Annotated in this window: 27 protein-coding genes; 15 read left to right on the forward strand and 12 right to left on the reverse strand. The window is 73.4% G+C overall.

Annotated elements, in window-relative coordinates; all coding sequences use genetic code 11:
* Window positions 1-128 precede the first annotated feature (128 nt).
* Window positions 129-923, reverse strand: a complete 795-nt coding sequence (locus QSK00_RS15045) for an enoyl-CoA hydratase/isomerase family protein (RefSeq protein ID WP_285591903.1) — start codon at window positions 921-923, stop codon at window positions 129-131.
* The gene (locus QSK00_RS15050) at window positions 920-2,188 is read right to left on the reverse strand and encodes a cytochrome P450 (RefSeq protein WP_285591904.1); all 1,269 of its coding nucleotides are present in this window, start codon (window positions 2,186-2,188) and stop codon (window positions 920-922) included. The genes QSK00_RS15045 and QSK00_RS15050 overlap by 4 nt, the downstream gene beginning before the upstream one ends.
* 69 nt (window positions 2,189-2,257) lie before the next feature.
* Between QSK00_RS15050 and QSK00_RS15055 the strand changes: the two genes are divergently transcribed.
* The 4 genes from QSK00_RS15055 to QSK00_RS15070 all read left to right on the forward strand — a co-directional run bounded on the left by QSK00_RS15055 (window position 2,258) and on the right by QSK00_RS15070 (window position 5,672).
* Window positions 2,258-3,052, forward strand: a complete 795-nt coding sequence (locus QSK00_RS15055; protein ID WP_285591905.1) for an SDR family NAD(P)-dependent oxidoreductase — start codon at window positions 2,258-2,260, stop codon at window positions 3,050-3,052.
* A gap of 33 nt (window positions 3,053-3,085) precedes the next feature.
* Window positions 3,086-4,285 (forward strand): acyl-CoA dehydrogenase family protein, encoded by a 1,200-nt coding sequence (locus QSK00_RS15060; RefSeq protein WP_502872042.1) that lies wholly within the window; start codon window positions 3,086-3,088, stop codon window positions 4,283-4,285.
* A gap of 13 nt (window positions 4,286-4,298) precedes the next feature.
* Complete coding sequence (locus tag QSK00_RS15065) at window positions 4,299-4,928, forward strand: TetR/AcrR family transcriptional regulator (RefSeq protein ID WP_285591908.1); 630 nt, start codon at window positions 4,299-4,301, stop codon at window positions 4,926-4,928.
* 414 nt (window positions 4,929-5,342) lie between these two features.
* A complete protein-coding gene (locus tag QSK00_RS15070; protein WP_285591909.1) occupies window positions 5,343-5,672 on the forward strand; it encodes a hypothetical protein in 330 nt (109 codons plus the stop codon).
* A 34-nt stretch (window positions 5,673-5,706) separates the two neighbouring features.
* Here the strand turns inward: QSK00_RS15070 and QSK00_RS15075 are convergent, their stop codons facing one another.
* The gene (locus QSK00_RS15075) at window positions 5,707-7,989 is read right to left on the reverse strand and encodes an MMPL family transporter (RefSeq protein ID WP_285591910.1); all 2,283 of its coding nucleotides are present in this window, start codon (window positions 7,987-7,989) and stop codon (window positions 5,707-5,709) included.
* Window positions 7,990-8,196: 207 nt separating this feature from the next.
* Between QSK00_RS15075 and QSK00_RS15080 the strand changes: the two genes are divergently transcribed.
* The 3 genes from QSK00_RS15080 (at window position 8,197) to QSK00_RS15090 (ending at window position 9,872) form a co-directional block, all read left to right on the forward strand.
* Window positions 8,197-8,649 carry a MaoC/PaaZ C-terminal domain-containing protein gene (locus QSK00_RS15080; RefSeq protein WP_285591911.1) on the forward strand — a complete coding sequence of 151 codons (453 nt, stop codon included), beginning with the start codon at window positions 8,197-8,199 and terminating at the stop codon, window positions 8,647-8,649.
* Window positions 8,650-8,871: 222 nt separating this feature from the next.
* Window positions 8,872-9,480 (forward strand): hypothetical protein, encoded by a 609-nt coding sequence (locus QSK00_RS15085; RefSeq protein ID WP_285591912.1) that lies wholly within the window; start codon window positions 8,872-8,874, stop codon window positions 9,478-9,480.
* A gap of 143 nt (window positions 9,481-9,623) precedes the next feature.
* Entirely contained in the window at window positions 9,624-9,872 is a 249-nt protein-coding gene (locus QSK00_RS15090) for a hypothetical protein (protein WP_285591913.1), read from the forward strand.
* A 65-nt stretch (window positions 9,873-9,937) separates the two neighbouring features.
* On the opposite strand, the gene QSK00_RS15095 is transcribed toward QSK00_RS15090, so the two are convergent.
* Window positions 9,938-11,101 (reverse strand): alpha/beta hydrolase family protein, encoded by a 1,164-nt coding sequence (locus QSK00_RS15095; RefSeq protein ID WP_285591914.1) that lies wholly within the window; start codon window positions 11,099-11,101, stop codon window positions 9,938-9,940.
* A gap of 152 nt (window positions 11,102-11,253) precedes the next feature.
* Between QSK00_RS15095 and QSK00_RS15100 the strand changes: the two genes are divergently transcribed.
* The 3 genes from QSK00_RS15100 (at window position 11,254) to QSK00_RS15110 (ending at window position 13,260) form a co-directional block, all read left to right on the forward strand.
* Entirely contained in the window at window positions 11,254-11,817 is a 564-nt protein-coding gene (locus QSK00_RS15100; RefSeq protein WP_285591916.1) for a TetR/AcrR family transcriptional regulator, read from the forward strand.
* 69 nt (window positions 11,818-11,886) lie between these two features.
* Window positions 11,887-12,786 carry an SDR family NAD(P)-dependent oxidoreductase gene (locus tag QSK00_RS15105; protein ID WP_285591917.1) on the forward strand — a complete coding sequence of 300 codons (900 nt, stop codon included), beginning with the start codon at window positions 11,887-11,889 and terminating at the stop codon, window positions 12,784-12,786.
* Between the two features lie 123 nt (window positions 12,787-12,909).
* A complete protein-coding gene (locus QSK00_RS15110) occupies window positions 12,910-13,260 on the forward strand; it encodes an antibiotic biosynthesis monooxygenase family protein (protein ID WP_285591918.1) in 351 nt (116 codons plus the stop codon).
* 33 nt (window positions 13,261-13,293) lie between these two features.
* Here QSK00_RS15110 and QSK00_RS15115 read toward each other — a convergent pair whose 3' ends face one another.
* Window positions 13,294-14,196: a LysR family transcriptional regulator gene (locus tag QSK00_RS15115; RefSeq protein WP_285591919.1), complete on the reverse strand. Its 903-nt coding sequence runs from the start codon at window positions 14,194-14,196 to the stop codon at window positions 13,294-13,296.
* 147 nt (window positions 14,197-14,343) lie between these two features.
* On the opposite strand from QSK00_RS15115, the gene QSK00_RS15120 reads away from it, so the two are divergent.
* Both QSK00_RS15120 and QSK00_RS15125 read left to right on the forward strand, forming a co-directional pair.
* Entirely contained in the window at window positions 14,344-15,066 is a 723-nt protein-coding gene (locus QSK00_RS15120; RefSeq protein WP_285591921.1) for an SDR family NAD(P)-dependent oxidoreductase, read from the forward strand.
* A 13-nt stretch (window positions 15,067-15,079) separates the two neighbouring features.
* The gene (locus tag QSK00_RS15125) at window positions 15,080-15,859 is read left to right on the forward strand and encodes an SDR family NAD(P)-dependent oxidoreductase (protein WP_285591922.1); all 780 of its coding nucleotides are present in this window, start codon (window positions 15,080-15,082) and stop codon (window positions 15,857-15,859) included.
* Window positions 15,860-15,938: 79 nt separating this feature from the next.
* Here the strand turns inward: QSK00_RS15125 and pdxR are convergent, their stop codons facing one another.
* Window positions 15,939-17,390: a MocR-like pyridoxine biosynthesis transcription factor PdxR gene (pdxR, locus tag QSK00_RS15130; RefSeq protein WP_285591923.1), complete on the reverse strand. Its 1,452-nt coding sequence runs from the start codon at window positions 17,388-17,390 to the stop codon at window positions 15,939-15,941.
* A gap of 175 nt (window positions 17,391-17,565) precedes the next feature.
* Between pdxR and QSK00_RS15135 the strand changes: the two genes are divergently transcribed.
* Both QSK00_RS15135 and QSK00_RS15140 read left to right on the forward strand, forming a co-directional pair.
* Complete coding sequence (locus QSK00_RS15135) at window positions 17,566-18,528, forward strand: NAD-dependent epimerase/dehydratase family protein (protein ID WP_285591924.1); 963 nt, start codon at window positions 17,566-17,568, stop codon at window positions 18,526-18,528.
* Window positions 18,529-18,608: 80 nt separating this feature from the next.
* Window positions 18,609-19,202, forward strand: a complete 594-nt coding sequence (locus QSK00_RS15140; protein ID WP_285591926.1) for a hypothetical protein — start codon at window positions 18,609-18,611, stop codon at window positions 19,200-19,202.
* Window positions 19,203-19,253: 51 nt separating this feature from the next.
* Here QSK00_RS15140 and QSK00_RS15145 read toward each other — a convergent pair whose 3' ends face one another.
* A complete protein-coding gene (locus QSK00_RS15145; RefSeq protein WP_285591927.1) occupies window positions 19,254-19,700 on the reverse strand; it encodes a nuclear transport factor 2 family protein in 447 nt (148 codons plus the stop codon).
* Between the two features lie 310 nt (window positions 19,701-20,010).
* Window positions 20,011-21,414 carry a UbiD family decarboxylase gene (locus QSK00_RS15150; RefSeq protein ID WP_285591928.1) on the reverse strand — a complete coding sequence of 468 codons (1,404 nt, stop codon included), beginning with the start codon at window positions 21,412-21,414 and terminating at the stop codon, window positions 20,011-20,013.
* 234 nt (window positions 21,415-21,648) lie between these two features.
* Between QSK00_RS15150 and QSK00_RS15155 the strand changes: the two genes are divergently transcribed.
* Complete coding sequence (locus QSK00_RS15155; RefSeq protein WP_285591929.1) at window positions 21,649-22,584, forward strand: LysR family transcriptional regulator; 936 nt, start codon at window positions 21,649-21,651, stop codon at window positions 22,582-22,584.
* A 31-nt stretch (window positions 22,585-22,615) separates the two neighbouring features.
* On the opposite strand, the gene QSK00_RS15160 is transcribed toward QSK00_RS15155, so the two are convergent.
* From QSK00_RS15160 to QSK00_RS15175, 4 genes are all read right to left on the reverse strand, one after another.
* Window positions 22,616-23,224, reverse strand: coding sequence for a UbiX family flavin prenyltransferase (locus QSK00_RS15160; protein ID WP_285591930.1), 609 nt, complete (start codon window positions 23,222-23,224; stop codon window positions 22,616-22,618).
* Between the two features lie 61 nt (window positions 23,225-23,285).
* Entirely contained in the window at window positions 23,286-24,062 is a 777-nt protein-coding gene (locus QSK00_RS15165; RefSeq protein ID WP_285591931.1) for an SDR family NAD(P)-dependent oxidoreductase, read from the reverse strand.
* Window positions 24,059-25,477 (reverse strand): MFS transporter, encoded by a 1,419-nt coding sequence (locus QSK00_RS15170; RefSeq protein ID WP_285591932.1) that lies wholly within the window; start codon window positions 25,475-25,477, stop codon window positions 24,059-24,061. Before QSK00_RS15170 ends, QSK00_RS15165 begins: the two co-directional genes overlap by 4 nt.
* The gene (locus tag QSK00_RS15175) at window positions 25,474-26,376 is read right to left on the reverse strand and encodes a ribonucleotide-diphosphate reductase subunit beta (RefSeq protein WP_285591934.1); all 903 of its coding nucleotides are present in this window, start codon (window positions 26,374-26,376) and stop codon (window positions 25,474-25,476) included. The genes QSK00_RS15170 and QSK00_RS15175 overlap by 4 nt, the downstream gene beginning before the upstream one ends.
* Between the last annotated feature and the right edge of the window lie 391 nt (window positions 26,377-26,767).

Genomic DNA, 26,767 nt, shown 5'->3' on the forward strand with positions numbered 1-26,767 from the left:
GCATTACGGTGCGACACCGAGGGCCTCCGGTGGTCGAGCTGGATGCGTCAGACACACCCACCTCGCCTCGGAGGCCCTCCTCGATCAACCCGACACGCCGCCGCACACAACGTCTCGGGTCACGACATCTAGTTCCCGACGAACCTCGGGGGCCGCCGCTCGATGACGGCGGCGAGCCCCTCGAGGGAGTCGGCGGTGCCGGACAGCTCGGACACGGTCCGCGCCTCCTCCGGCAGCTGCGCCTCCACCCGCGACCCGAGCCCCGACCACAGCAGGCGCTTCGTCGCGGCCAGCGCCAGCGGGGCGCCGTCCACCAGGCGGTCGACGAGCTCGTCGACCGCCGCGTCGAGCCCGTCGTCGGGAACGACCCGGGTGAGCAGGCCCAGGTCGAGCGCCTCCGCAGCGGTGAGCACGGGGTTGGTCAGCGCGATCTCCAGCGCCTTCCGCAGCCCGACCAGCGCCGGGAGGGTGACCGTGGTCCCGGCGTCGGGAGCCATGCCCACGCGGGTGGCGCCGCCCAGGAAGGACGCCGACTCCGCGGCGACGACGAGGTCGGACGCGCAGACGAGACCGAAGCCGCCGCCGCCGGCGGCGAACCCCTGCACCTTCGTGACGACGGGTGCGGGCAGGGCGAGCAGCCCCTGCACCACGATCTGCAGCCACGACGTGGCCTCGCGCAGGTAGTCGGGCAGGCCCTCGCCCTTGCTCGCGAACGTCTTGACGTCGCCGCCGGCGCAGAAGTGCCGCCCCTCCCCCGACAGGACGAGGACCCGCAGGCCGGGTCGGCTGTGGCAGGCCATGACCGCGTCGTAGAAGGCGCGCAGCAGCGGCACGTCGAGCCCGTTGCTGGCCTCCGGGCGGTTCAGCCGCAGGCGCGCGACGCCCCGCTCGTCGACGTCGAGCAGGACGGGTGAGTCACTCACGCGGACCTCGTCAGGGTGTAGGGCATGGACTTGATCGCCTGCATGAAGTTGCCGGCGAGGTAGACCGGCTCGCCGGCCTCGAGCCCGGGCGCACGGGTCAGCAGCTCGCCGACGATCGCGCGGAGCTGGGTCTTCGCGAGCTGGTTGCCCAGGCAGAAGTGGGGCCCGCCGCCGCCGAACCCGACGTGCGGGTTGTCGGCGCGGGTGACGTCGAAGCGCATCGGGTCGGTGAAGACCTCGGGGTCGCGGTTGCCCGACGCGTAGAACAGCACCACCCAGTCACCCGCGCGGATGTGCCGGCCGTGGAGTTCAACGTCGCGGGTGGCGGTGCGCCGGAAGGTCATGACCGGGGTGGCCCACCGGACGAACTCGTCGATCGCGGGACCGATCCGCCCGTCGAGGTCCGCGGCGAGCAACTCTCGCTGGTCGGGGTACCGCGTGAAGGCGCGGACGGTACTGGAGATCGTGTTGCGCGTGGTGTCGTTGCCGGCCACCGAGAGCAGCACGAAAAAGGCGGCGATCTCGTCGTCGGTGAGCCGCTCGCCGTCGACCTCGGCCTGGACGAGGTTGGTCATGAGGTCGTCGGCCGGGTGGGACCGACGGGTCGCCGCGTGCTCGTGCGCGATCCGGGTCAGCCCCATCAGGGACTCCCACAGCAGCTCGGCGGGCGCGCGCCCCTGCCGGACGTCCTCGTCCGCCCAACTGACCATGCCGTCGGCCGCGGTCGTGGCGAGCTCGCGGGTCTCCTGACCCTCGAGACCCATCATCTCGAAGATCGTCCACTGCGGGAGGCGGCGCGAGACCTGCGCGACGAAGTCGCCGCGCTCCGTCGTCAGCAGTTCGTCGACCAGTCGGCGGGCCTGATCGCGGATCTGCGCCTCGATCGTCCGCACCCGCTTCGGGGTGAAGGCCGCCGAGACGAGCCGGCGCAGCTGGGTGTGCCGGGGCGCGTCGGTGGCGAGGAACGAGCTGGCCGCCTCGAGGATCTGGACGGGCACGTCCTCCATCTGGATCCCCTGGCCCGAGCAGAACGTCTCGGGGTCCTTGCTGACGGCGACGATGTCGGCGTGGCGGGTGACGGCCCAGAACCCCGTTCCGTCCTGCGGCGGCAGGAGCGAGCCCTCCGCGGGCGGATGCCAGCTGATCGGGCGCTCGCGGCGCAGGACCGCGAAGTCGGCCTCCCGCTCCTCCGGGGACTTCGCCCAGAACGACAGCGGGGAGAGCGAGACCTCGTCGTAGGCGGGCCGGTCGGTCGCGGTCGTCATCGCACACTCCCTCGGGGCGGTGGTCTAATCTAGATTAGAAGAAGTGGCGGCGGGACGGAAGGACGGCCGGTGGACCTCGGACTGGGCGATGCCCGTGTGATCGTCACCGGCGGTGCCTCGAACATCGGGCGCGGCATCGTGCACGGCTTCGCCCGCGAGGGCGCCCGGATCGTGCTCGCCGACCGGGACGCCGACCAGGCCGCGCGGGTCCACCGCGAGGCGCTCGACCTGGGTGCGGCCGAGGTGCGCGAGGTGATCGGCGACCTGACCGCCGAGGGCGCCGGGGGCCGGGTCGTCGCCGACGCCGTCGAGGCGTGGGGCGGCGTGGACGTGCTGGTCAACAACTGCGGGTGGAGCGTCCCCGGGTTCCTCACCGAGCAGACCGACCGGACGCTCTGGCAGCGGACGATCGAGACCAACCTCTACACCGCCATCGACGCCACGCAGGCCGTCCTCGGGCCGATGACCGGGCAGCGCGACGGCGCGATCGTCTTCATCTCCAGCGACGCGGCGTTCGGGGCCGTCCGCCAGGGGATCTACGGCACGACGAAGGCCGGCCTCATCGCGCTGGCCCGCACCACCGCCCGCGAGCAGGGACGGCACGGGGTGCGGGCCAACGTCGTCTGCCCGGGGCTCGTCCTGCCCGACGAGGGCGGGGTCGGCGCCGACAGCCTGTGGGCGGCCGGGCGGGACGCGATCTTCAACTCCGACCAGATCGAGTACGTGACCCGCCAGACCCCGCTGCGACGTCTGACCAGCCCGGAGGACGTGGCCGCCGCCGTCGTCTGGCTCGCCTCCCCGACCGCCGCGCGCCAGGTCACCGGTCAGGTCGTGGCCGTGGGCGGCGGCTCGTCGATGCCGTGAGCTTGACCGGCAGGTCGCCGTTTTTTACTCTCGATGAAATTCACTCGCTGGGAGAGCCCCGTGAACAAGTCCTCGATCGTCCCGGAGACCGACGAGCGCGCCGCGCTGCGCGGGGCCGTCACCGCGCTCGTGAGCCGCTACGGACACGACTACTTCGTGGAGAAGGCCCACACCCACGCCGAGCCGACCGAGCTGTGGAAGGAGCTCGGCGCCGCCGGGTTCCTCGGCGTGCACCTGCCCGAGGAGTACGGGGGCGGCGGGGGCGCCCTCGGCGACCTGCTGGTCGTCGTCGAGGCGGCGTCGGCGGCGGGGTGCCCGCTGCTCATGACGGTGATCTCCCCCGCCATCTGCGGGACGATCCTCGCCCGCCACGGCTCGCACGCGATGAAGCAGCGGTGGCTGACCGGGATCGCCGACGGCTCGCTCAAGATGGCCTTCGCCATCACCGAGCCCGACGCCGGGTCGAACAGCCACGAGGTCACCACCACCGCCCACCCCGACGGCGAGGGCTGGCGGCTCTCCGGCACCAAGTACTGGACCTCGGGCATCGACGAGGCCGACGCCGTCCTCGTCGTCGCCCGCAGCGGCAGCGCTCCCGCGAGGGGCGACCGCAGGCCGCTGTCGCTCTTCGTCGTGCCCACCGACTCCCCCGGCCTCACGTGGCAGCCCATCCCGGCCGCGCTCACGCAGCCCGAGCAGCAGTTCACGGTGTTCTTCGACGACGTCCCGCTCGGGCCGGAGGCGCTCATCGGTGACGACGGCAACGGGCTGCGGCAGGTCTTCTCCGGGCTCAACCCCGAGCGGATCACCGCCGCGGCGATCAGTAACGGCATCTCGCTGTACTCGCTGGAGAAGGCGACGGCCTACGCGAACGAGCGGGCCGTGTGGAAGGGCGTGAAGATCGGGGCGCACCAGGGTGTGGCCCACCCGCTCGCCGAGTGCTACATCGCCGTGGCCCAGGCCCGGCTCATGGCCCAGCGCGCGGCGGACCTGTTCGACGCCGGCGAGGACGCCGCCGAGGCCTCCAACATCGCGAAGTTCGCCGCCGCCGACTCCTCGCTGCGCACCCTGGACCAGGCGATGCAGACCCACGGCGGGAACGGCATGTCCCTCGAGTACGGGCTGGCCGACCTCTGGTTCCTCGCGCGCATGCTCAAGACCGCGCCGGTCAGCCGGGAGATGGTGCTGAACTTCGTCTCCCAGCGTTCGCTCGGGCTGCCCGCGTCGTACTGACTACGCTGGCGCCGTGCCCCCTCCCCCCACGCCGTCGAGCGAGGGGACCGGCCGCGGCGCGAAGTCGGCGCGGACCCGCCGTCGGGTGGTGGACGCCGCGGCACACGTGCTGGTGCGCCGCGGGTACGCCGGGACGCGGCTCTCCGACGTGGCCGAGGTCGCCCAGGTGCAGGCCCCGGCGATCTACTACTACTTCTCCTCGCGGGACGAACTCATCGAGGAGGCCGTCGCGGTGGGCCTGGCCCGGGCCCGCACGCTCGTGGAGGAGGCCCTCGCGGAGGCGAACGGGTCGCCCCTCGACCGGCTCCGGGTCGCGGTGGCCGCGCACCTCAGCACGCTGCTCACCCACTCCGACCACGCCCGCGGCGCCATCCGTACCGTCCCGCAGCTGCCCGAGTCGATGCGGGCCCGCCACCGCCAGGCGGAGCGGGACTACATCGACATCTGGCGGGGCCTGGTGGCCGACGCCCGTGCCGCGGGCGAGATCGACCGCGATCTCGAACCCGGGGTGGCGCTCATGGTCGTGCTCGGCGCCCTGAACTGGACCGCCGAGTGGTGGGACCCGGAGCGCGGCTCGCTGGAGGGCGTGATCGCCACCGCCCAGCGCCTCGTCGTCGACGGGCTCTCCGCCGACCGGAGCTGAGCGCCGCTCTCCGCCCACCCACCCGATGGGCTGAACAGGACCGCGACCCCGTGTACGACGGCGCTCCACCGGGTTCTCGACACGTCAGAACGACATTCCGTCGCGCGCTGGCGCGCGGATGTCCCCTCGACCCGGGAGCTCCTCCGTGACGGCGACACCCGCGATCGAGCCGGCTGGCGACACGAGCGACACGACGGGGCGCACGAGCCCGGTCGGCATCGGTTCCTGATCGACCGCGAGGCGCGGCCACGGACCGACGACGAGATGCGGGGGTCGGCCGCCTGCGAGCCCGGCCGGCCACGCCGTCACCGGGCCGGCCGACCGACCGTCACCCCGAGGAGCCGTGGCCGGGATCGATGGCGTACGGACGCCGGCCTGGAACGGCGCCGGCTCCGCTGCCTCTCCTCGGCCCTGGTGTCCGGCTTCGGTCTCCTCACCTCCGGCGTCGACGAGGCCTTCGCGAACACGTCGGCCGCCGGGGTCGTGATCGCGACGGCCCTCGTGGCCATCACGCTTCCCACCTGGGTGCTGCTCCTCGACCCGCCCCGCGCGACGGACCTCCCGACGACCTGGCCCGGGCCTACCGCGACCGCTCAGGGCTGGGGACCGTCGACCGTGGTGGACCTGGGCTCATCGCCAGACGTCGAGGAGATCGACGAGGTCGGTGGCCAGGTGCCCGGCCTCCGGAGCCCCGTTCAGCCCGAGCAGCGCGGCGAGGGCGAACGCGTGCGCCCGGCATCGTGACGCGCGACGTGGGTCCGTAGCCATCGCCTGGCGGTCACGTGGCCGGCGTCCGGTCGGGACGGAGGCGGTGGCTCGGCCAGGCGCTCGCCGGGCCCACCCAGGTGATGAACGCGGGGATGAGGAACTTCCGGACGACGAAGGTGTCGAGCAGGACCCCGAAGGCCATGGCGAACGCCAGCTGACGGAAGGAGTCGAGCGGGACGATCGCGACCAGGCCGAAGCTCGCGGCCAGCGTCACCCCGGCGGCACCGATCGCGGTGTTCGAGCGCGGGACCGCGACCGACAGGGCCTCGCCGAGCGGGCGGGTGCGGGCCTCGGACCAGACGTCGCCGATCCCGAACACGGCGTAGTCCGAGCCGAGGGAGGCGAGCAGCGCCCCCACCGCGAACGGCACGAAGAAGATCAGACCGCTGCTCTGACCGAAGAGCAGCGTCGTCAGGCCGAGCGAGGCACCGACCACGAGGGCGCTGCAGAGCAGCAGGTAGAGCGGCGCGACCACCGCGCGCAGGAACAGCACGAGCAGGAGCAGGTCGACCAGGGCGACCACGAGCGCGACCCGGACGAGATCGCCGCGGGCGCTGTCGACGAGCCCGAGCCCGATGGCCGTGTCACCCGCCGTCGCGACCTGGACCCCGCCCAGCCCGACACCCGTGAGCATCGCCGGCAGCCGTTGCTCCAGGTCGCGGAGCTCCGCGATGGCCTGCGCCCCCACCGGGTCGGTATCGAGGACCACGAGAACGCGCGCCGCGTCGCCGTCGGCGGCGGTGAAGACGGAGAACGGGGCGTCGGGGCGGCGCAGATCCACCGTCCCCGGTCCGATCACCCCGGCCACACCGGGCGTGGCGAGCAGGGCGCGCTGGAGGGCCACCAGCTCCGCACGGCGGTCGGCGAGCCCGGGACCGGTCAGCACGAGCTGCGTCGGCGAGAGGATGCCCGGCGCGAAGCCGGCTGCGGCGTCCTCCCAGGCGGTCCGGACGGGGTCGTCCGCCGGCAGCGAGCGCATCGGCGACACCGACTCCCGCAGACCGGCCAGCGGCACGGTGGCCAGCGCCAGGACCACGACGACGAGCGCCACGGTCACGGGCGCCACCCCGGGGCGCCGACGCAGCAGCTCGACGAACCGGCTCCGCGGTTCCGCGGGCTCCCCCGTCGGGGGTCGCCGGAGACCGGGCCAGAACATCACCCGCCCGAACAGTCCCATGAGGGCCGGGACGAGCAGGACCGACACGACCAGCGTCGTCGCGACCGTGAGCGCGAGACCGGGTCCGAAGGCGCGGAACACCGACGTCTCGGCGGCGGAGAGGGCGGCGACCCCCGCCACCACGGTCACCCCCGCGACCAGCACGATCGTCAGGTAGTCCTCGGTCGCACCGCGGGCCGCCTCCGGCCCACCCTCCGCCCGACGGAGCCGGGCCCGTTGTCCCGACAGGAAGAGGATCGAGTAGTCGGTGCTGACGCCGAGCGTCAGCGCGACGAGCACCGGTTGCAGCTGACCGGGGGCACTGACGCCCGACAGTTCCGCCGCGAGCCCGACCACCCGATCGGCCACCAGGTAGGAGGCGCCGGCGGTCACCAGCGTGACCAGCGGAGCCGCGAACGACCGGAACACCACCGCCACGACGAGGGCGACCGCCAGCACCGACGCGATCTCCACGGCGGTGAGGTGCCGGTTGACGACGTTGCCCTGCTCGAGCTGGAAGGGGATCAGCCCGCTGACCCCCGACAGGTGGTCGTCGGGCCGGTCGATCCGGGCGGCGTAGTCCCGCGCCACCTGCTGCTGGACGTAGGGGTTCGCCGTCGGATCCGTGAACAGGTACGTCACGACGGTCGTGGGGCCCCGGGCCCCGGGTGGGGGCAGGGTGTCGAAGGCGCGGCCCAGTGCCTCCGAGTCGGGGGCGATGCCGGCCGGCAGGTTCGCCGGAACACCGTCGACGAGCGGGAGCGCGAAGAGCAGCGGCGGGGCCGGTCGACCCGCCAGCGCGGGCTGCGAGGCGTCGAGAGCCCGACGGACCGCCCGGTTCACCGCCTCGGGCGACAGCCCGTCCGGGTCACGCTGCACCACCGCGATCCGGGTCAGGACGGGCAGTCCGAAGATCTGCAGCGCCCGAGCCTGCGCCTCCACCGCCGGGGCGTCCTCGCCCACGAACGAGACCCCGCCGTCGCCGCCGACCGAGGCGAGCGACGGGAGCTGCGTGACGGCCAGCCACACGCCCACGACGACGAGCGCGAGGACCGCCCACCAGCCGCGGGTCGTCGCCGCCGCGAACCCGCGCACCGGCCACGGTCGGCGGCGGGCGTCCTCGGGCCGTTCCGCCATCGGGCGCTCCTCCGCGTGGGGTCGCCACGCGACCGGACGCACCCGCCGTTCCCCTGCCCCGCCCGCACCAAACGGCGGCCCGCACGGGCGGTCGCATCGCCGCCGTGCACGGACACCACGGCCGCCCGCTCACGCCGTTCCTACCCGCGTCGTCGATGACCCCGCGCGTCATTGTCCCCGGCGCTCGCCGGCTCCATGATCGTCGGCGTGAGCCTCTACGCCGACGACCTCGAACCCGGCCGGCGCTTCGACTTCGGCCGGTACACGGTCTCGGAGGCCGAGATCGTGGACTACGCACGACGATGGGATCCGATCTTCATCCACGTCGACCCGGAGGCGGCCGCCCGTGCCGGCCTCGGAGGAGTCATCGCCAGCGGCCTGCACACCCTGGCGATCTACCAGCGATTCGCCGTCGAGACGATCTGGTCGCAGGCCGCCGGAGGTGTGGGCCGCACGATGGACATCGGCTTCCGACGGCCCGTCCGTCCCGGCACGACCCTGACCGGGCACGCCACGGTCCACGACGTCACGCCCCGTCCGGCACGCGGCGATGCGGTCGTGACGATCCACGGTGAGCTCGTCGACGGCGAGGCCGTGGTCCTCACCGTCGTCAACGAGTCGGTCCTGCCGCTCCGAGCGGCCGCGGGCGACGTCTCCTGAGCGCGGCGCCACCGCGCAGCAGGCCCGGCGCCCGGAGCCTCACCGGACGGTCGTCCGTCGCGGCGAGGTGGCGCCGATCACGTGGATCGGAGCATGACGAATCCGCTCCCGACGACGTCCTACGGGTGAACCATCCGATCCGGCCGGGCCTGCTCGCGGGCACGACCTCCGACCTCGTGCCCCGGTATGCCCGGCCGCCGCCTCCCCGGAGGTGAGCCGCCCGTGTCCCCCGACCTCGACTCCCTGCGCCTGCTCGCCCTGACCGTCGCCGGGGTGAGCCGCCTCGCCGACCACCACGACGGCATCGAGCGTCCCGCCCACACGACCTCGCACGGCGCACTGCGGGTGTTCGACGACCGCGTCGAGATCGACATCGTCCTCGCCTCCGGGCACACCGTGACCGCGGCAGCGGGCGCGCTGCGCACGGTCCTGTCCCCGCTCTTCCCCGGGCGGGACATCCACGTCACCGTGACCGACGTCGACGCCCCGGGTCCGGACGCCCGCCGCGAGTCACCCGGTTCCCGGCCCGTGTCACGGAGGACCGCCGTCGGCGAACCCCTCGACCGCGCACGCGCCGCAGCCCGCGCGGTCCTGGCCGAGGTCGACGCGCTGGCGGTCGAAGGACTCTCCGACACCGGTCGGAGTGCCGCCACCGGTCTCTGCCGGATCCTCATCGCCTTCGACGTCGACCCCGTCTCGCGCGGCGTGCTGGTCCGCCGACTCCGGGAGCACCTCACCACCGCCGGCGGTCCGACCGGCCGACGTCTGGTCGACCGACTCGACGCCATCGAGGACGTCGAGGACGTCGAGGACGTCGAGGACGCGCACTGATCGCTCTCCGGCCGCGTGTGCCCGGAGACGGCCGCCCGTCGTGACCGGTCGGCGGTCCGGACGCGACACAGCTCCCACACCCCACCGACGAACCGAGCGGGTCACATCCCGTGGCGGAGTGGAGGTTCACGATGCCGAACGACGTGGACGAACCGAGCGGTCTGGAGCGGTTCCTCCAGCGGCGCGCGGACGAGTGCGATCTGTCCGTCCCGCTGTTCACCGCCGACCGTTTCGTGGTGGTCGCCTTCGATCCGCAGACCGGCGAGGTGGACTCCTACGGCCCCTACGACGCCCGCGCCGCGGCCGCGGAGCTCAGTCGACGGCGAACCGCGTTCGACGAGGGCGACCTCGAGGACGTCGTCGTGGTCGTGGTTCCCCTGTGGCGGGTGTGACGGGCCGCCGGGAACGGGCGCGCGTCGGCGGCGTCCCGGTCGAGGTCGAGGACCTCGGGCGTGGCTCAGCCCGCGAGGGTCGTGTCGAGCCAGTCGAAGGCGACCTGGTGGAACCGCAGGGTGGCGCCTTCGTGGCAGTGCTCGCCGCCGCCCTCGGCCTCCGGGAACGCGATGAGTTCCTTGGGGCAGGTCAGGGCGTCGTGGACCCGTTCGGGCTGGCCGCGGAAGAACTGGTCGTTCTCGGCCTCGAGCACGAGCGTGGGGCAGGTGATGTGCTCGGCGACGCCGTCGAGGGTGTAGGGCCGGGTGGCCTCGAGCAGGTCGTCGAAGGTCGCCACGCCGTAGGTCCAGCGCCCGTTGTTCACCATCCAGCGCGCCGAGGTGCTCGTGGCCACGAGGGCGTCGATCCCGCCGACGGCCTCGGCCCCCGCCGCCGCGTCGGCCACGGTCCGGTGCATGTCCCAGACGCCGTCGTGGAGCACGCAGGCGGCCAGTCGGTGCTCGAAGGCGGCGGCGCGGGCCGCGAGGTAGCCCCCGAGGCTGGTGCCGACCAGGACGATCCGGTCGGTGTCGACCTCGGGCAGGGTGACCGCGACGTCGACCACCGGGGTGACCGCGGCCTCCCAGTCGGGGCGGAAGTGCAGCCCGGCGCGCACGTTCTTGCCCTGGCCTGGGCCGTCGAAGGCGAGCACGTTGTAGCCCCGGCGCAGCGCCCCGGCGGCGAGGGCGAAGTAGTCCTCCTCCAGGGTCGAGTCGTACCCGCCGTGGTAGATCACGGTCGGTCGCGGGGCGCCCGAGTCGTCGACGGCGAACAGGTAGGCGGGCAGCGTGGTGCCCTCGTAGGGGATCTCCAGGGGCCGGGCAGGCGTGTCGAGCAGCGCGGCGGCCTCGGCGAAGGTCGCGCGCGAGGCCGTCTGCAGCCGCACCGACTCCTCGTCGCGGGCCGGGTCGTCGCGGCGGTAGAAGTCGGCGGTCCGGTAGTAGTTCGACGCCCGCAGCAGCGCCTCGCGAGCGCTGACGCGGTGACCGGCGGCCAGCGCGTCGCGGCCGATCCGCTCGACGCGCGCGGCGGTCGCGGCCCACTGCGCCGACCACGCCGCCTCGTCGCCCTCCGGGATCGCCCGGCAGGTGACCAGGACCTCGCCCAGCTCGGCGCCGGCGTACGGGGCGTAGCCCGCAGCGCGGAGTGCCTCGAAGGAGAAGGACTCGTCGTCGTACAGGAACTTCATCAGGGCCTCCCACTCGTCGGGACGGAACGGTTCCGTCTCGTTCGACAGTAGCAAACGGAACGGTCTCGTTCCATGTCGGTTGGACGGTCCCGAGCACTCCGCTCGACGCCGCTCCTGCATGACTGAGCAGTCACTCTGCTACCGTCGTCGACGTGCCCCGACCACGCAGCGACGACAAGCGGGCCGCGATCATGGCGGCTGCCACGCGCATCATCGCCGTGCAGGGTCTGGGTGCCGCGACGGCGGGCATCGCCAAGGAAGCCGGCGTCTCCAACGGGTCGCTGTTCACCTACTTCGACACCAAGGCCGACCTGCTCAACCAGCTCTACCTCGAACTCAAGACCGAGATGGGAGCAGCCGCCGGCCCCGGCCCTGCCGAGGCAGACGTCCGTGAGCAGCTGCGCCACATGTGGACCGGGTGGGTGCGCTGGGCCGCCGGTCAGCCGGAGAAACGTCGGGCGCTCGCGCAGCTCGGCGTCTCCGACGAGATCACCGCCGCCACGCACCGGAGCGCGAGCGCGGCGATGGCGAGCGCCGCAACGGTGCTCGATCGAAGCCGCGAGCACGGACCGATGCGCGACGAGCCGTTGGCGTTCGTGCTCGCGCTGGCGACCGCGCTCGCCGACGCCACCATCGACTCCGCGATCATCGACCCCGCGAACGCCGAGGCCCGGTCCCGAGCCGGCTTCGATGCGCTCTGGCGAACGCTGAGCTGAGCGACGTTCCACCACCGGCCCTGATCTGTACCCGTTGATGACTGACCAGTCAGACAGACAAGGACGAGCATGACCCACCGTGCCTTCGTCATCACCGGCCCGACCGCCGGCATCGGCTACCGCACCGCCCTGGAGGTGGCAGGCCACGGCGACGTCGTCCTGGTCGGCCGCGATCCCGCCAAGCTCGCGGCTGTGCGCGAGACCATCGGGCGGTGGGGCGGCACGGCCCTGCCGGTGGTCTGCGACCTCGCCGAGCCGGCGAGCGTGCACCAGGCCGCCGAGGAGATCCTCGCCCTCGACCTCCCGCTCGCGGGCCTGCTCAACAACGCGGGCGTCTCGCCGACGCGTCCGTCCACCAACCGGGTCGGGTGGGACACGACGTTCGCGACCAACCACCTCGGACCGTTCGCACTGACCGAGGCGCTCGTGCCGCGCCTGCCCGATGGTGCGAACGTCGTGTTCATCTGCTCGGCGGTCGAGGACCCCGGACGCCGGTTCGCGACGATGGCCGGGTTCCGGGGCGGCCGGTACATCTCCGCGGAGGCGAGCGCCCGCGGGGAGTGGGAGCCGGGCGGTTCACCGCTCGCCGGCGGGGACGCCTACGCCACCTCCAAGCAGTGCAACCTCGCGACCGTCCTGGCGCTCGCCCGCGAGACCCCGCGCCTGCGGTTCAACGCCGTCGAGCCGGGCTTCTGCCCCGGCAGTGATCTCGGCCGCGACGCCAACGGCGTCCTGCGAGCCGTGCTCAAGTACGTGGTCTCCCCCGTCGCGCCGCTCTTCCCGCTGTGCAGCAACCCCGGGACCGCGGCGCGGATGATCACGACCGTGCTCACCGCCTCGACCGGCACCGGCATCTACTACGACGAGAACGGCCGGCCCATGCACGGCTCCGCACTGGTCCACGACCCGGACTTCCAGGACCGCGTCGTGGCCGAGACCCGCACCCTGCTGGCCACGGTCACCACCTAGGCCCGCTGCTCGCCGCGGCTCGCCGATCCGGCAGCACTTCGACATCATGTCAACCAATTGACATGACCACCGGCTGCGCCTAGCCTGATGTCAACACCTTGACACCAAGCAGAGGAGACGGCGATGCCGAACCCGACCTCGACGATCACCATCACGGCCGGCACCGCGGGCGTCACCCTCATCAACGTCTTCACCGTGGAGCCGGGTCGCCAGGACGAGCTCGTCGACGCCCTCGACCGCGCCACCGCCGAGGTCTTCACCGGGGTCGCCGGCTTCATCTCCGCGAACCTGCACGCCAGTCTCGACGGGACACGCGTCGTGAACTACGCCCAGTGGGCGAGCGAGGAGGCCTACACGGCCGCCCTGGCACGTCCGGAGGTCCGCCGGCACGTCGCCGAAGCCGCGGCGCGGGCGCTCTCCTACGACCCGACCCTCGCCCAGGTCCGCGCCATCCACCACGCCGCCGAGGGATAGCCCCTCGCCACGACGTCGGCGGTCGGCCGCCGCTCACCGCCCGGAGCGCTCGACCGCGGACCGCCTCCAGTCCTGGCGCAGGAGGTGATCGAGCAGCGCGGTCTCCGCCCGGCCCGGGACCCTCCGCACGCCGGCGAGCACCGGCTCGGTCAGGGCCGGCCGCAGGGTCCGGGTGAGGCCTTCGCAGCCGTCGGGGATCGCGGACAGCGGCACCACGGTCACACCGAGGCCCTCCGCGACGAGCCGGACCGCGGTCGAGACCTGCGAGGCCCGGCCGACGGTCCGCGGGGCCAGACCGTGATCGGCGAAGAGGCCCGCCAGGTAGTCGTCGAGCTTGCTCCCCCGCCGGAAACGCACCCACCCCTCGTCCGCGAGATCGGCCAGAGCGAGCGGCTCGTCGCGATCCGAGAGCGGGTGGTCCGGCGGCAGCACCGCGACGTAGGACTCCTCCCCCAGCTCGCGGACGTCGAACAGGCACCCGGACGGGATCTCGTGCACCAGCACCATGTCGAGCGTGCCCTGGCGGGCGAGCCGCTCCATCTCCGCCGGGTCGGGCTCCTCGTGGATGGTCACCTGCAGCCGGGGATGACGCCGGCGCAACTCCCCCAGCGCCCGCGGGAGCTGGCGGGCCCCGAGCCCGAGGTGGACGGCGATCACGAGTTCACCCGCGAGCTCCCCGTCGGCGGCCCGCGCCGCCGTGAACGCGCGTCGGGAGGCCGTCGCCGCGACCTCCGCCTGAGCCAGGAAGGCCCGCCCCGCCATGGTCGGCCGCATGCCCTGCGGGGTCCGGTCGAACAGGCGCACCCCGACCTGCTTCTCCAACGTCCCGATCTGTTGGGACAGCGACGGCTGCGCCATGCCCAGCCGGTCCGCGGCCGCGGTGATGCTGCCCTCCTCGGCCACCGTCAGGGCGTACTCGTACTGCCGCAGGTTCACACCGCGCTCCCCATAGGTCGACCCTATGCTCAACATAGCGCGCACGTCATTGTGCCTATGACAGGCCGGTGCGACGGTTCCGTCATGCGTCGCAGCGGAACCAGCGGAGAAGGAACGGGAAGGCGTCTCGACGGCAGGATCGCTCTCGTGACCGGCGGCGGCGCCGGTCTCGGCCACGCCATCGCCTCGAGATTCGCGGCCGAGGGCGCCCACGTGTACATCACCGGCCGCCGGGCGGACGTGCTCGACCAGGCGGCCGCCTCGACGGACGGCCACGTCACGGCGGTTCCGACGGACTCCACGTCGAGCTCCGACCTCGCGAACCTGGCCGGGACCATCCGGCGGGAGAGCGGGCGCCTCGACGTCGTCGTCGCCAACGCCGGGATCATCGAGCGGGCAGACCTCGGCGAGATCACCGAGGAGCACTTCGACCGCATCTTCGACACCGACGCCCGCGGGACGATGTTCACCGTCCAGACGGCGCTCCCCCTGATGCCGGTCGGCGGGTCCATCGTCCTGGTCGGCTCGATCCAGGGCACCAAGGGACTTCCCGGATCGACCACCTACAGCGCCGCGAAGGCAGCCGTGCGGTCCTACGCCCGGGTGTGGGCCGCCGAGTTCGGTGGCCGCGGCCTCCGGGTCAACGTGCTCAGCCCGGGGCCGTTCGACACGCCCATCATCGACGGGCAGGCCGCCTACTTCGGTCGGGACCCCGTGCAGCTGCGCGCCGAGATGGCGACCCACGTCCCCCTGGGCCGCCTCGGCCGACCCGACGAACTCGCCGCCGCAGCACTGTTCCTCGCCTCCGACGACAGCAGCTTCATGACCGGAGCCGAACTCTGCGTCGACGGCGGGATGGCCCAGATCTAGAGAGGTCGCAACGATGACGAACGAGAGTTCCCGCAGGTTGCACGGCAAGGTCGCGCTCGTGACCGGGGCGTCCAAGGGCATCGGGGCCGGCGTCGCCCTGGAGCTGGCGGCAGCCGGAGCCCGGGTCGCCGTCAACTACGCCACCGACCTCGACGGCGCCACGAGGGTGGTCACCCGCATCCGGGACGGCGGTGGCGCTGCGTTCGCGGTCCGGGGCGACGTCTCCCCATTCAGCTCCTCCGGAGCGCGGACGACCGCACACGAGCGCCGGTCGTGGCACGTGCGCCGTGCCCGGAGAACATCGTCGACCGCCGGTGACGGGTGCGACAGCGCCGCGATGTCGCGGACCGGGTCCGACGATTCCATCATCCGTAGCAACGACACGCAGCCTCCTCCGCGGCCGGGCATGGTGCGGGCACCGGCCGACGGGTGGCACAGTTCCGCCGTGGAACGCGTGCTCGGGATCGGTGGTCACTTCCTGCGAGCGACCGATCCGGACGGCCTCAGGTCCTGGTACCGCGACGTCCTCGGGCTCGACGCCGACGAACACGGCACCTGGCACCAGGAGCCCGGTCCGACCGTGTTCGCGACGTTCCCGGCCGACAGCCCCCACCTCGGTGGCGGCACGACCATGCTGAACTTCCGCGTCCGCGACCTCGACGCCATGCTGGCCCAGCTCCGCCGGCACGGCGCCGCGGTGGACCACGAGGTGCAGGACATGGACGGGGTCGGCCGATTCGGCTGGGTGACCGACCCCGAGGGCAACCGCATCGAGCTCTGGCAGCCCGCCTGACGGGCGGCTCGGGAGAAGGTCGTCCTCACGAGAGGCGAGTCCGCCGAGCGGCAGGTCCCGGGCGTGATGCCGGACGATCTCAGCGGGCGAGCGCCGTGGTGAGGAATCCGCCGAGGGCGTCCAGTGCTGCGCGGTAGCCGTGGCCCGGCGGGCGGGTGTAGCCGATCACGAGCGCGGCCACCGAGGCATCCGGGTCCGGCGGGGTCCGGTAGTGGGAGAGGCCGGTGAGGGCGATGTCGTGGCGGGTGGCGGCACGGACGACGGTGGTCTCGGCCTCGGCGGAGCGTGCGGGGAGATCGATGAGGACGTGGAGTCCGGCGCCGATGCCGCGGGGCACGGCAGGCAGCGAGCGGTCGGTGAGCATGGCGAGCAGGTCGTTCCGTCGTCGGCGGTAGGCCAGGCGGGCACGGCGGACGTGCTGGTCGTAGTCGCCGCAGCGGAGGAACTCCTCGAGGGTGAGCTGTTCGAACACCCCGGTGTGTCCGTCGCTCACCTCCTTGGCCCTGACGACGTCGGAGAGCAGACCGGGCGGGCAGACGAGCCAGGCCAGCCCCAGACCGGGGGCGAGACTCTTGCTGGCGGTGCCGGCGTAGGCCACGAGGTCCGGGGCGTCGGCCTGCAACGCGGCCACGGGTTGGCGGTCGTAGCGGAACTCGCCGTCGTAGTCGTCCTCGATGAGCAACGCGCCGGTGCGGCGGGCCCACCGCAGCACGCCCAGCCGTCGTCGGCTCGAGAGCGCCACCCCGAGCGGGAACTGGTGGGCGGGGGTGAGCAGCACGGCGTCCTCCCCGGCGAGCAGGTCCACCCGGGCGCCCTCCCGGTCCACCGGGACCGCCGTCGTGTCGAGACCGGCAGCGGCGATGACCCGGCGGTGGCGGGGAAGGCCGTGGTCCTCGACGGCGATCCGCGTGGCATCGCGGCTCCGGAGCACCCCGGCGAGCAGGTGGAGAGCCTGGGTGAATCCGGAGCAGATGACGATGTGTTCGGCGTCGGCCCGAACCCCACGTGCCCGTGCGAGGTACTCCGCGAGTGCCTCGCGCAGACCGGGCAGCCCGCGCGGGTCGGGGTAGCTCAGGGCTCCGTGGGGGGCGCGCGCCAGGGCACGACGCGCGGCTCGCTGCCACCTCTCGCGCGGGAAGCGGGAGAGATCGGGAGTGCCGGGAGTGAAGTCGAACCGGAGCCGGGCGGAACCATCGGGGTCACGACCCCGGGCGGGGAGCCCCGCCCCGAGCGCGGGGTGGTCGGCGACGCGGGTCCCCGAGCCCTGCCGGCTGATCAGCCAGCCCTCGGCCACCAGCTGCTCGTACGCGGCGGCGACGGTGTTGCGGGCGAGGCCGAGCTCGGACGCGAGTGTGCGCGTCGAGGGCAGCACGGCACCGGCGTGCAGGCGGCCGTCGCGGGCAGCCGCACGCAGGGCGTCCCCGAGCGCCTTGCGTCCGGGAGCACCCCGCAGATCCAGCAGCAGGTCCACTCCGAACTCGGCGCGACGCGGACCCGGCCCGCCCCGGTCGTCACCGGCATCGTCGGGCACCTCGACCTCCTCGGTCGCACACCGGCGAAGTGGCCCATCCCGAAGACCCGGAAGTGGTCCGCGCGCGGGACGTGGACGAACCTAGCGTCACGGGTATGCCACGACAACGACCTGAGCGGAGCACACCACCGGGCGGCGGGCTCCAGCCCGGAACGGTCGTTCTCGGGACCCGGTCGTGACGGCGAGGAGGTCGGCGGTCCTCCTGGCCGGCGCGACCGGCGTGCTGGGTCGTCGGATCGCTCCGCTGCTCGTCGGCCGCGGCCACCGCGTCGTCGCCCTCGTGCGTGACGTGCGGGCCCCGCATCACGGCGAGGTGGTCCGCGATCTCGAGGGTCTCGGCGTCGAGATCGTGGAGGGCGACGTCCTCGACGCCGAGGTGGTGGCGTCGGCGGTGGCCGCCGCCGCGCCCGAGGTGCTGATGCACCAGCTCACCGATCTGCGTACCGGGGACAGCGCCTCCAACGCCGTCCTGCGGCGCCGGGCCACTGCTGTGCTCGCCTCGGCCGCGCGGGCCGCCGGGACGCCGCGCGTGATCGCGCAGAGCATCTCCTGGGCGTACGCGCCCCTCGACCGACCGGCGACGGAGGACACCCCCCTCGACGTGGATGCCGTCGAGCTCGGGCGCCGCCGGACGGTGGGTGCGATCGCCGAGCTCGAGGCAGCGATCAGCGTGGCTCCGACGGCGATCGCGTTGCGCTACGGCGTGCTCTACGGGCCCGGCACGTGGTTCGCCGCGGACGGCGACCGCGCCGCCGACGCGTTCGCCCGGCGCCTGGTCGCCGACGACGCCGTGACCAGCTTCGTCCACGTGGACGACGCCGCCCGCGCCGCGGTCGACGCGCTGGACTGGCCGTCCGGCCCGGTCAACATCTGCGACGACGAGCCCGTCGCCGCACGCTCCTGGGTGCCGCTCTACTGCGCTGCCCTGGGAGCGCCCACTCCCCCGGAGGCCGACCGCACGGATCGGGCCGGTCCTCGCCGGCCCACGGGCCACGGCGCGGACAACGGTCGCGCCCGCAGGCTCGGGTGGGACCCCCTGTACCCGAGCTGGCGGACGACGCACCTCGCGTCCCCGAGTTCGTCCGCCGCTCCCCCGGCGGGGCATGCGCCGGACCCGACGGTGCAGCGACGGCGTTGACGGCGGAACCCGCCGACACAGGTCTCCGACGCGCGCAGCCGGCGCGCGATCCCGATGTCGTCCGCGGACGGAGCTCACCGATGTCCTTCTGTGCAGCACGCCGCCGCTGGCGGCGGCGGGTCGGCGAGGCCGCTCGGGCGCTGGTCACCCACCAGCAGCCGGCCGGGACCTCGCCTCCGTGCGAGCTCGCCGCGGTGAGCTCGCACGTCCCGGCCCTGGGCCTCATCGCCGCCTACCGGGTGCGGGGCGGGGCCGGCGACGCCGTCGTCGAGTGGCTCGACCGGCACCTCGCCGCGCGTGGACATCGGCTGGTGCCCGCCGCCGCGCTCCCGGATGCGACCGCGCACCCGGAGGCCCGGTCAGGGATCGTGCTGGTCCAGCCGTTGGACGGCCGCGACCCACCGCAACCCATCGCCTGGCCGGCAGCGGTCGGGCCCGGCTGCGTGGTCGGGCTGGTCGGCTACGGCCCGCGCCGCTCCCACTCCCGCGGGCTCGGCGACCGCGACGAACAGATCGCGGCACGCGGCGCGCGCACGGCACGCGAGGTCGTCCTCCTCGACGTCGATGCGCTCCGGACGGAGGGAGTGCCCACCCCGTTCGAACGGATCGCGCTCGACACGCTTCTCGATTCGCTCATCCCGCCGGCACAGGAGAACCGATCTCCCCGAACCTGACGTGGGCGGCGGGATGACCGCCGACGAGCCCGGGTCCGGCGGACCGCGCCTTCACTCCCCCACCCGCGGCGACGGGGATGCCGCCGACGCGGTCAGGGCCCGTCCGACCGTGCCGGGATGACGGGACAACACTACGGTCAGGCGCAGGACGAACAGGACGAGCGCCGGCAGGGGGCGGAGGTGCGGCCGCAACGTCCGGATTCCGCCCTCGGGGTCGACGTCGACGGTCATCGCGTCCCCGATGCGCAGGGGGCCGATGAACCCTTCGCCCACCAACACCCACCGGTCCCCCGCGCCGAGCGCGGTGTGCCACCGCCATTCCCGCAGCCCGGCGTAGACCGCCTCCAGGACGACCCCGACGTCGTGTCGTCCTCGGAAGGTCAGCCGGTCGGACACGGGCGAGATCAGGCGGACATCGGGCGCCAGCGTCTGCACCAGCGCGTCGATGTCCCCCGCCTGCGAAGCTTCCCGGTAGGCGGCCACGGCCCGGTCGGTCATCGGAGCCCCTTCGTCGAACGGTCGCGGCGGGACGTCTCCAGCGCGATCGGCCGTGGACTCCACGGTGCCCGCAGACATCGGCGACGCTCCGGCCCGACGAGGTGACCCGGGCCCTGGCCCGCCCTGCGTCCCGCCCTCGACGGCGACGCTACGCCGCGCACCGGAGCCGCCGTGGGCCAGTTCGGGTCGCCGGAGATGGGCCACCTGCCCGGGCGCACGTCATGATCGACGGGCTCGGGTCGAACACCCGGGGCACGTCGTGACGGCCTGCCGCGAGGACCGGATCGGCCTCACCGGCAGAGTGGGCACGTCATCGACGAGGCGCCTGGTACAGGTCCTCCTGCCAGTGCGGGGACGCGGCCGAGACGGCGGTCGAGAGGTCGATCTGCTCCTCACCGGGCACGCGGATGCGGGTGAAGCGCATGGACTCGGCCGCGAGCGGGACGGTGGCGTCGAGCCCCATCTTGGCCCCGACCCCGTCGTCCGTGGACGGGTCGAGCTTCGAGCCCTGCGCGCCCGGGACGACGACGAGGTCGCGGTCGGCCTGGAACCGGGTGGCGACGGCCCACTCCACCTCGGCCGGGTCGTGGACGTCGACGTCGGGGTCGACCACGACGACGTGCTTGACGTCGTAGTGCACGGCGAGGGCCCCGAGGATGACGTTGCGGGCCTCGCCGTCGGAGCCCTTGGCGATCTGTACGGCGAGGTGGTACCGGCACGTCCCGCCCCGCGAGAGGTGCAGGTCGCGGACCGAGGGGAAGCTGCGACGCAGGTGGGAGAGGAACGACGCCTCGCGGGGCACGGCTCCGAGCAGCAGGTGCTCGCCGCCGCCGCCGACGATGGTGTGGAAGATCGGCTCGTGGCGGTGGGTGACGGCGTCGACGGCGATGACGTGGCGATCGGCGCGCGGACCGTAGTACTGCGGGAACTCGCCGAACGGCCCTTCCGGCTCGCGGGTCCGGGCCAACAGCCGACCCTCGACCACGATCTCGGCCCCGGCCGGCACGCGGACGTCGTTCGTGACGCATCGAGTCACCGGCAGCGGTGAGCCGCGCAGGGCACCGGCGATCTCCAACTCGTCGTGATCGACGGGGACGATGGCCTGGGAGGCGAGCAGGGTGATCGGGTCGTTGCCGATGACGACCGCCACCGGCAGGTCCTCGCTCCGGGCCTCGGCGTCGCCGAAGAACTCGAGCGTGTGGCGAGGCAGCAGCAGCGCCCCGAGCCGGTCCGGTCCGCTGACCTGCAGCCGATGGATGGCCACGTTCTGCACCCCCGTGCCCGGGCGGCGGGTGATGAGCAGCCCGGCGGTGATGTAGGGCCCGTGATCGTGCTCGTTGTGGGTGGGGACCGGGAGCAGGCGGGTCAGGTCGACCTCCCGGTGCACGACGCCCTGACAGGGGGCGGTGTCGGTCTCGGTGCACGGCATCGGCTCGCGCGTGGCCCGCTCGAAACGCTCGAGCAGATCGTCCTCGCCGCCCCCGAGGGCTTCGGCGACCCAGGAACGTGCGCCGAGGACCCCGGCCAGCACCGGCACCGGGTGCCCGTCCGGCGCCGGGAAGAGCGTCGCGGCGGTGCCGTCGAGTCGGTTGGCCACGGCCGCGACACCGTGGCGCAGCGCGGCCCCGGGCCGGGCGACGGCGAGACGGCCGGTGCGTCGGAGGTGGTCGAGCCAGGTCCGCAGGTCCGCCCCGGGTGGCGGCGCAACGCTCATCAGCTGTGCTCCTTCGTCGCGACCGGTCCAGGCCGGTCTGCCCCGCCCGACCTCGCACGGCGGCGGCGGCGGTGCCGCAGGTGGGACTTGCTGTGTCGCGCGCCACGCCGTCGTGAATGATACGAAACGTATGGTTCACCTGGCACGGTCGTCTACGACCTCCTGCCGATACCTCCCATACGGACCGGGAATGGCAGGAGGCCGGGCGCGAGCCCGCACGAGTCCGGAGGAGCGATGGAGCTTCACCAGTTGCGCTACGTGCTCGCCGTCTCGGAGGCCGGGAGCATCACCCGCGCCTCGGAGCGCCTGCACCTCGCCCAGCCGTCCCTGTCCACCCAGATCCGCAAGCTCGAGCGCGAGCTCGGTGTCCCGCTCTTCGAGCGCCTGGGACGCCGGGTACGGCTCACGTCGGCCGGCGAGGCCTTCGTCGCCCACGCCGAGCGCGCCCTGCGGGAGGTCGACGAGGCCCGGCGCGGTGTGGAGGCGGTGCGCGGCCTGCGGCGGGGCCGGGTGTCGTTCGGCGTGCTGCCCAGCGCCGGCGCACGACTCGTTCCCACGGTGTTGGCCCGCTTCGTCCGCGAGCACCCCGGCGTCGAGGTGCACCTGCGCGAGCAGAACGTCTCGGGCGCGTTCGAGCAGCTCGTGCACGCCGGCACGCTGGACCTCGCGGTCATCCGGATGCCGCACAGCCGCGACGGGCTCGAGGCCACGCCGCTGGTCCGCGAGCCGATGATGGCGCTGCTGCCGCCGGAGCACGAGCTGGCCGCCGACCCGGGCCCGATGCCGCTGCGCGCCCTCGCCGACGAGCCGTTCGTCGGCATGGCTCCGGGCTACGGGCTACGGGATCTGCTCGACGCCTCCTGTGAGGCGGCGGGCTTCACTCCCCGGGTGGTCGTGGAGACCACCCAGCTCGGGACCGTGCACGGCATGGTCCGCTCCGGTGTCGGGGTCTCGGTCCTCCCCCGGCTGTGCCTGGTCCCGGACGTCACCACCCGCCCCCTGGCGGACCGGCACGCCCGGCGCGAGCTCGGTGTCGTGTGGCGCTCGGGTCCACCGTTGGAGGCGGCGCCGGCCGCCCTGCTCGAGCTGCTCCTCGCCGACGCCGCCGCTCACTCCGACGACGTCGTCACCCCCGCCGACCTCCTCGCCGAGGTACCCCTCCGGCCGTGACGCCGGCGCGGTCCGTCGTCAGCCGGCGTCGTCAGCCGGCGTCGTCAGCCGTGGCGATACCGTCGGCGCCCCCGCGTCGACCGGTCCACCGGCGGAGCTGCGGCACCTCCACGTCGAACAGGTCGAGCGCGCGGGAGACGGTGTGGGTGACGACGTCGTCGAGGGTCGCCGGGCGGTCGTAGAAGGCCGGCACCGGAGGCATGATCACCGCCCCGGACGCGTCCGCCTCCGACATCAGCCGCAGGTGACCGGCGTGCAGGGGCGTCTCGCGCAGCAGGAGGACGAGCCGGCGCCGTTCCTTCAGCGTCACGTCCGCGGCCCGCACGAGCAGCGTGTCGTCGTAGGAGTGCGCGATCCCCGACAAGGACTTGACGCTGCATGGCGCGACCAGCATGCCGAGGGTGCGGAACGACCCACTGGCCAGCGCTGCGCCCAGGTCGTTGTCGGAGTACGTGACGTCGGCGCGATCGCGCAGGTCGGCCATGGTGTGACCGGACTCCTCGTGCAGGGTCGCCCGTGCGGCCCGGGTGACCACGAGGTGGGTCTCCACGCCGGCGTCGGCGAGCATCTCCAGCGCCCGCACTCCGTAGATCGCCCCGGAGGCGCCGGAGATGCCGACGATCACCCGCCGGTCGCTCACCGCGCTCCCGCCGCGGACGGCCGGACGTCCGCCCGACCGAGCCGGGCGCCCGCGGTGGTGCTCACACGAACACCCCTCCCCCGTCGACCACCACGGTCTGTCCGCTGACGAAGCCGCTGTCGGGGCCGGCCAGCCAGAGAGCGGCACCGACCAGGTCCTCGGGGGTCATCTCCCGCGGCACGGAGCGCGTGCCCGCCACCTTCGCGATGTAGTCCTCGGTGTTGACCGCACGCGTGCCCTCGTTGCTGACCAGCCCGGGTGCGACGCAGTTGACCGTGATCCCGGCCGGTCCGAGCTCACGGGCCGCCGCCCGGGTCAGGCCCTCCACCGCCGCCTTCGAGGCGACGTAGTGGGCGAAACCGGCCGGACCCGTGCGGGCCACCGTGGAGGAGATCAGCACGATGCGACCGCCACCGCGGGCGGTCAGTGCCGGGACGACCGCGCGGACGGCCTGGAAGGCGCCGCGCACGTTCACCGTCAGCACGCGGTCCCACTCGTCGGTCGTGAGCTCGGTGAGCGGCTTCTTGGGGCCCAGCCCGGCGTAGATCGCGGCGTTGTTCAGCAGGCCGTCCAGCCCGCCGAACTCGGTGGTCGCGACCTCGACCGCGGCCGCGAGCGAGGTGTCGTCGGTGATGTCCACCGGGGTGAACACCGCCCGGCCCGGCCCCGCGGCGGTGGCCTTCTCGGCGTTCTCCGTCCCCGGGTCGGCGGTCGCGGACAGGTCGGCGGCGACGACGTTCGCGCCCGCGGCCGTGAGCGCACGGACGTAGACGGCCCCGATCCCGCCGCCGGCGCCGGTGACCAGGACGGTGCGTCCGCGGTGCCCGTTCGAGCTCATGGCTGCTTCTCCTCGGTGAGCGTGCTGCCGGCGCGGTGGCCGGCGTGGAGGTCCCCGGCGGACCGGTCGAGGTTGCCGCGGGTCTCCGGGCAGACGAACGCGCCGATCACGAACACCGCGGCGACGGCGGCGAGGGACCACATGAGCCGGGACGGGATGTCGGCGACCGTGGGGCTCGCCGCGCTCACCAACGTGGTCGTCATGCCGCCGAGGGCGAACCCGATGTTCCAGGTCAGGGCGGTACCGGTCGCGCGAATCTTCGTCGGGAACCGCTCGTTCAGGAAGATCACGACCGGTGCGTAGGCCGCGTTGGACAGCATCGCGAGCACGATCGCCACGACGGTCACGGCGACGGTGTCCTCGCCCGACAGCGTCGAGAGCACCCGGACCAGGAGCGGGAGGGCGACGAGGTTGACGGCGCCGGCGACGAGCATCACCGGACGCCGACCCCAGCGTTCGCTGAGGTGCCCGGCGAGCGTGCAGGCGGGCAGGATCGCCAGGCTGGCCCAGACCATCACCATGCCCCGGCTGGTGCCGTCCATCCCGTTGATCTTGTCGAGGAAGGTGGGGAGGTAACCCGACGTCAGGTAGTACTGCGCCGCACCCCCGAAGACCACCAGCAGGCTCGTGAGCACCACCCGCCGGTAGGTCGGGGACGACAGGGCCCGGATCCCGGTCGGTACGTCTGCGCCCGTGGCTCCGTGGTGGTCGATCGCCGGGGCGCCCGCGGCCCCGGTGTTGCTCTCGGCCCACATCGGTGACTCCTGCAGCCGGCTGAACACCACCAGGGCGAGCGCGGCGGCAGGGAGGGCGGCGAAGAACATCACCCGCCACCCCCACACCAGGAACTCGGGCCCGGGGAACACGGCCGAGACGACGAGCAGCAGCACGGAGGCGGCCAGGGCGCCGAGGCCTGCACCTCCACCGCCGACCAGGCCCGAGACGAGACCGCGGTAGCGGGACGGCACGGTCTCGGTCCCGAGGGTGTGCGACGACGCCACGACACCGCCGACCAGCAGGCCCTGGACCAGGCGCAGCAGGACGAACAGCACGGGACCGAGCGCACCCGCCGCGGCGTAGGTGGGCACCACGCCCATCAGGGCCGTCGCGAGACCCACCCCGCTGACGGTGACGAGCATCGTGAGTCGGCGGCCCCGGCGGTCGGCGAGACGACCGAAGAGCGCGCCTCCGAGCGGGCGCATGAGCAGACTGACCGCGAAGGACGCGTAGACCGACGCCAACGACAGCGTCGGGCTGTGCACGGGGAACAGCACCTGCCCGAGCGTCCCGGCGATGAAGAGCAGGATGAACAGGTCGAACAGATCGAACGCCCAGCCGATGAGGGACCCCGCCCCCGCCGAGATGACCTGTCCGCGCGTCGGCTCCCGCCGGACGGGTTCCGCGGCCGCGCTCATCGCGTGCCCCCGGACACCGCGGACGGCACGGCGACCTGCGCGACGTCGGGGCCGAAGATGTCCCGCAGGCGGCGGTTGTAGAGCTCGACCAGCTGCTCGGGACCGCGCTCCTCCGGCGGAGGCGGGACCTCACGCCCGTCCACGACGATCGACTGCCCGTAGCGGGCGAGGATGCTCGGCAGGTACTCGGCGAACACCGCACGGATGCGCTCGGCGAGCCGTCGGTCGGCCGCCGCGTGGTGACGCAGGACCGCGATGCCGAAGCCGACGTGGCGGCCCTCGTCCCGCTGGATGTTGGCGTAGCCCTCGGAGAGCCCCGGGAACAGTCCCTTGTCCGCGAACACCCGGCGGAAGATCTGGTAGCCGGCGTTCGCCTGGACGCCCTCGACGACGCCCTGGTAGTGGGCCACGGCCTCGACCCAGGCGGCGTCGCGTTCCGGCCCGGGCCGATCGAGCAGCGCCAGCAGCCGCTCGCCGCGCTCGGGCAGGGGCTCGTGCACGGGGTTCGCCAGCGCCTGGTCGGGCTCGTGCCCGAAGACGTCCCGGAAGGCGATCTCGAAGAAGTCGGTGTGCTTGTACTCCTCGAAGAGCTGCGAGGAGAGGAACGCCTGCTGGCTGAACGTCGGGGCCGCCATCACCCACGGGCCGAAGACCCGCGCGACGGTGGCCTCGGCGCGGAAGAACGCGGCGGCGAACCGGTCGAGGTAGGCCCGGCGGTCGGGGTCGAGTGCGACGTAGTGCTTCCGGTCCTCGGTGAAGTCGATGGCGGCCGGGTCCCAGGTCCCGGATCGGACCGCACGTCGCCACAGCCGCTGGGCGATCTCGTCGAGGCCGCCGTTGAGTTCGTCACGGTCCAGCACCTCCTCCGCCTCGATGCGGGGGGAGTTCACGGTGGTCATCGCGAGGTGGCTCCTCTCCGGACGTGATGCCGGGACGCGCCCGCTCGGACGCTCGGCCGACGGTACGAATCGAACGGTGGGCGAGGTAGACCCTCGTCACTCCGGTAGCCATAGCCGACGCCTATCGGACGGAGCCGCGGACCACTCTCTGCGCGAATCGGTTCCCGGTGGTCCTCCGCCTCGCGTCGTGCCCGCCAGGCGTCGAGTCACGAGGTGGGCCGGGACCCGGGAGGCCTCGTCGAGCGGGGTCGCCGGGACCGCGAGGTCCCGCCGCCTCCCTGCCTGTTCGCGTCGCGATCTCGTTCGGGCTCGTCACGCTGGTGGTCACGACGACGGATCGCGCGCTCCGCCCCAGGCGATCGGGTCGACGTCCACGTGCGCCCGGACCTCC

Origin of the sequence: Actinomycetospora sp. NBRC 106378 (assembly GCF_030269685.1) — a bacterium.
GTDB lineage: Bacteria > Actinomycetota > Actinomycetes > Mycobacteriales > Pseudonocardiaceae > Actinomycetospora.

Coding starts and splice junctions, on each gene's coding strand:
- QSK00_RS15105 (WP_285591917.1), top strand. CDS start 11,887: ATGACCCACCGTGCCTTCGTCATCACCGGCCCGACCGCCGGCATCGGC.
- QSK00_RS15165 (WP_285591931.1), bottom strand. CDS start 24,062: ATGAGCTCGAACGGGCACCGCGGACGCACCGTCCTGGTCACCGGCGCC.
- QSK00_RS15110 (WP_285591918.1), top strand. CDS start 12,910: ATGCCGAACCCGACCTCGACGATCACCATCACGGCCGGCACCGCGGGC.
- QSK00_RS15140 (WP_285591926.1), top strand. CDS start 18,609: ATGTCCTTCTGTGCAGCACGCCGCCGCTGGCGGCGGCGGGTCGGCGAG.
- QSK00_RS15170 (WP_285591932.1), bottom strand. CDS start 25,477: ATGAGCGCGGCCGCGGAACCCGTCCGGCGGGAGCCGACGCGCGGACAG.
- QSK00_RS15050 (WP_285591904.1), bottom strand. CDS start 2,188: ATGACGACCGCGACCGACCGGCCCGCCTACGACGAGGTCTCGCTCTCC.
- QSK00_RS15150 (WP_285591928.1), bottom strand. CDS start 21,414: ATGAGCGTTGCGCCGCCACCCGGGGCGGACCTGCGGACCTGGCTCGAC.
- QSK00_RS15145 (WP_285591927.1), bottom strand. CDS start 19,700: ATGACCGACCGGGCCGTGGCCGCCTACCGGGAAGCTTCGCAGGCGGGG.
- QSK00_RS15075 (WP_285591910.1), bottom strand. CDS start 7,989: ATGGCGGAACGGCCCGAGGACGCCCGCCGCCGACCGTGGCCGGTGCGC.
- QSK00_RS15175 (WP_285591934.1), bottom strand. CDS start 26,376: ATGACCACCGTGAACTCCCCCCGCATCGAGGCGGAGGAGGTGCTGGAC.
- QSK00_RS15125 (WP_285591922.1), top strand. CDS start 15,080: ATGACGAACGAGAGTTCCCGCAGGTTGCACGGCAAGGTCGCGCTCGTG.
- QSK00_RS15155 (WP_285591929.1), top strand. CDS start 21,649: ATGGAGCTTCACCAGTTGCGCTACGTGCTCGCCGTCTCGGAGGCCGGG.
- QSK00_RS15060 (WP_502872042.1), top strand. CDS start 3,086: ATGAAATTCACTCGCTGGGAGAGCCCCGTGAACAAGTCCTCGATCGTC.
- QSK00_RS15095 (WP_285591914.1), bottom strand. CDS start 11,101: ATGAAGTTCCTGTACGACGACGAGTCCTTCTCCTTCGAGGCACTCCGC.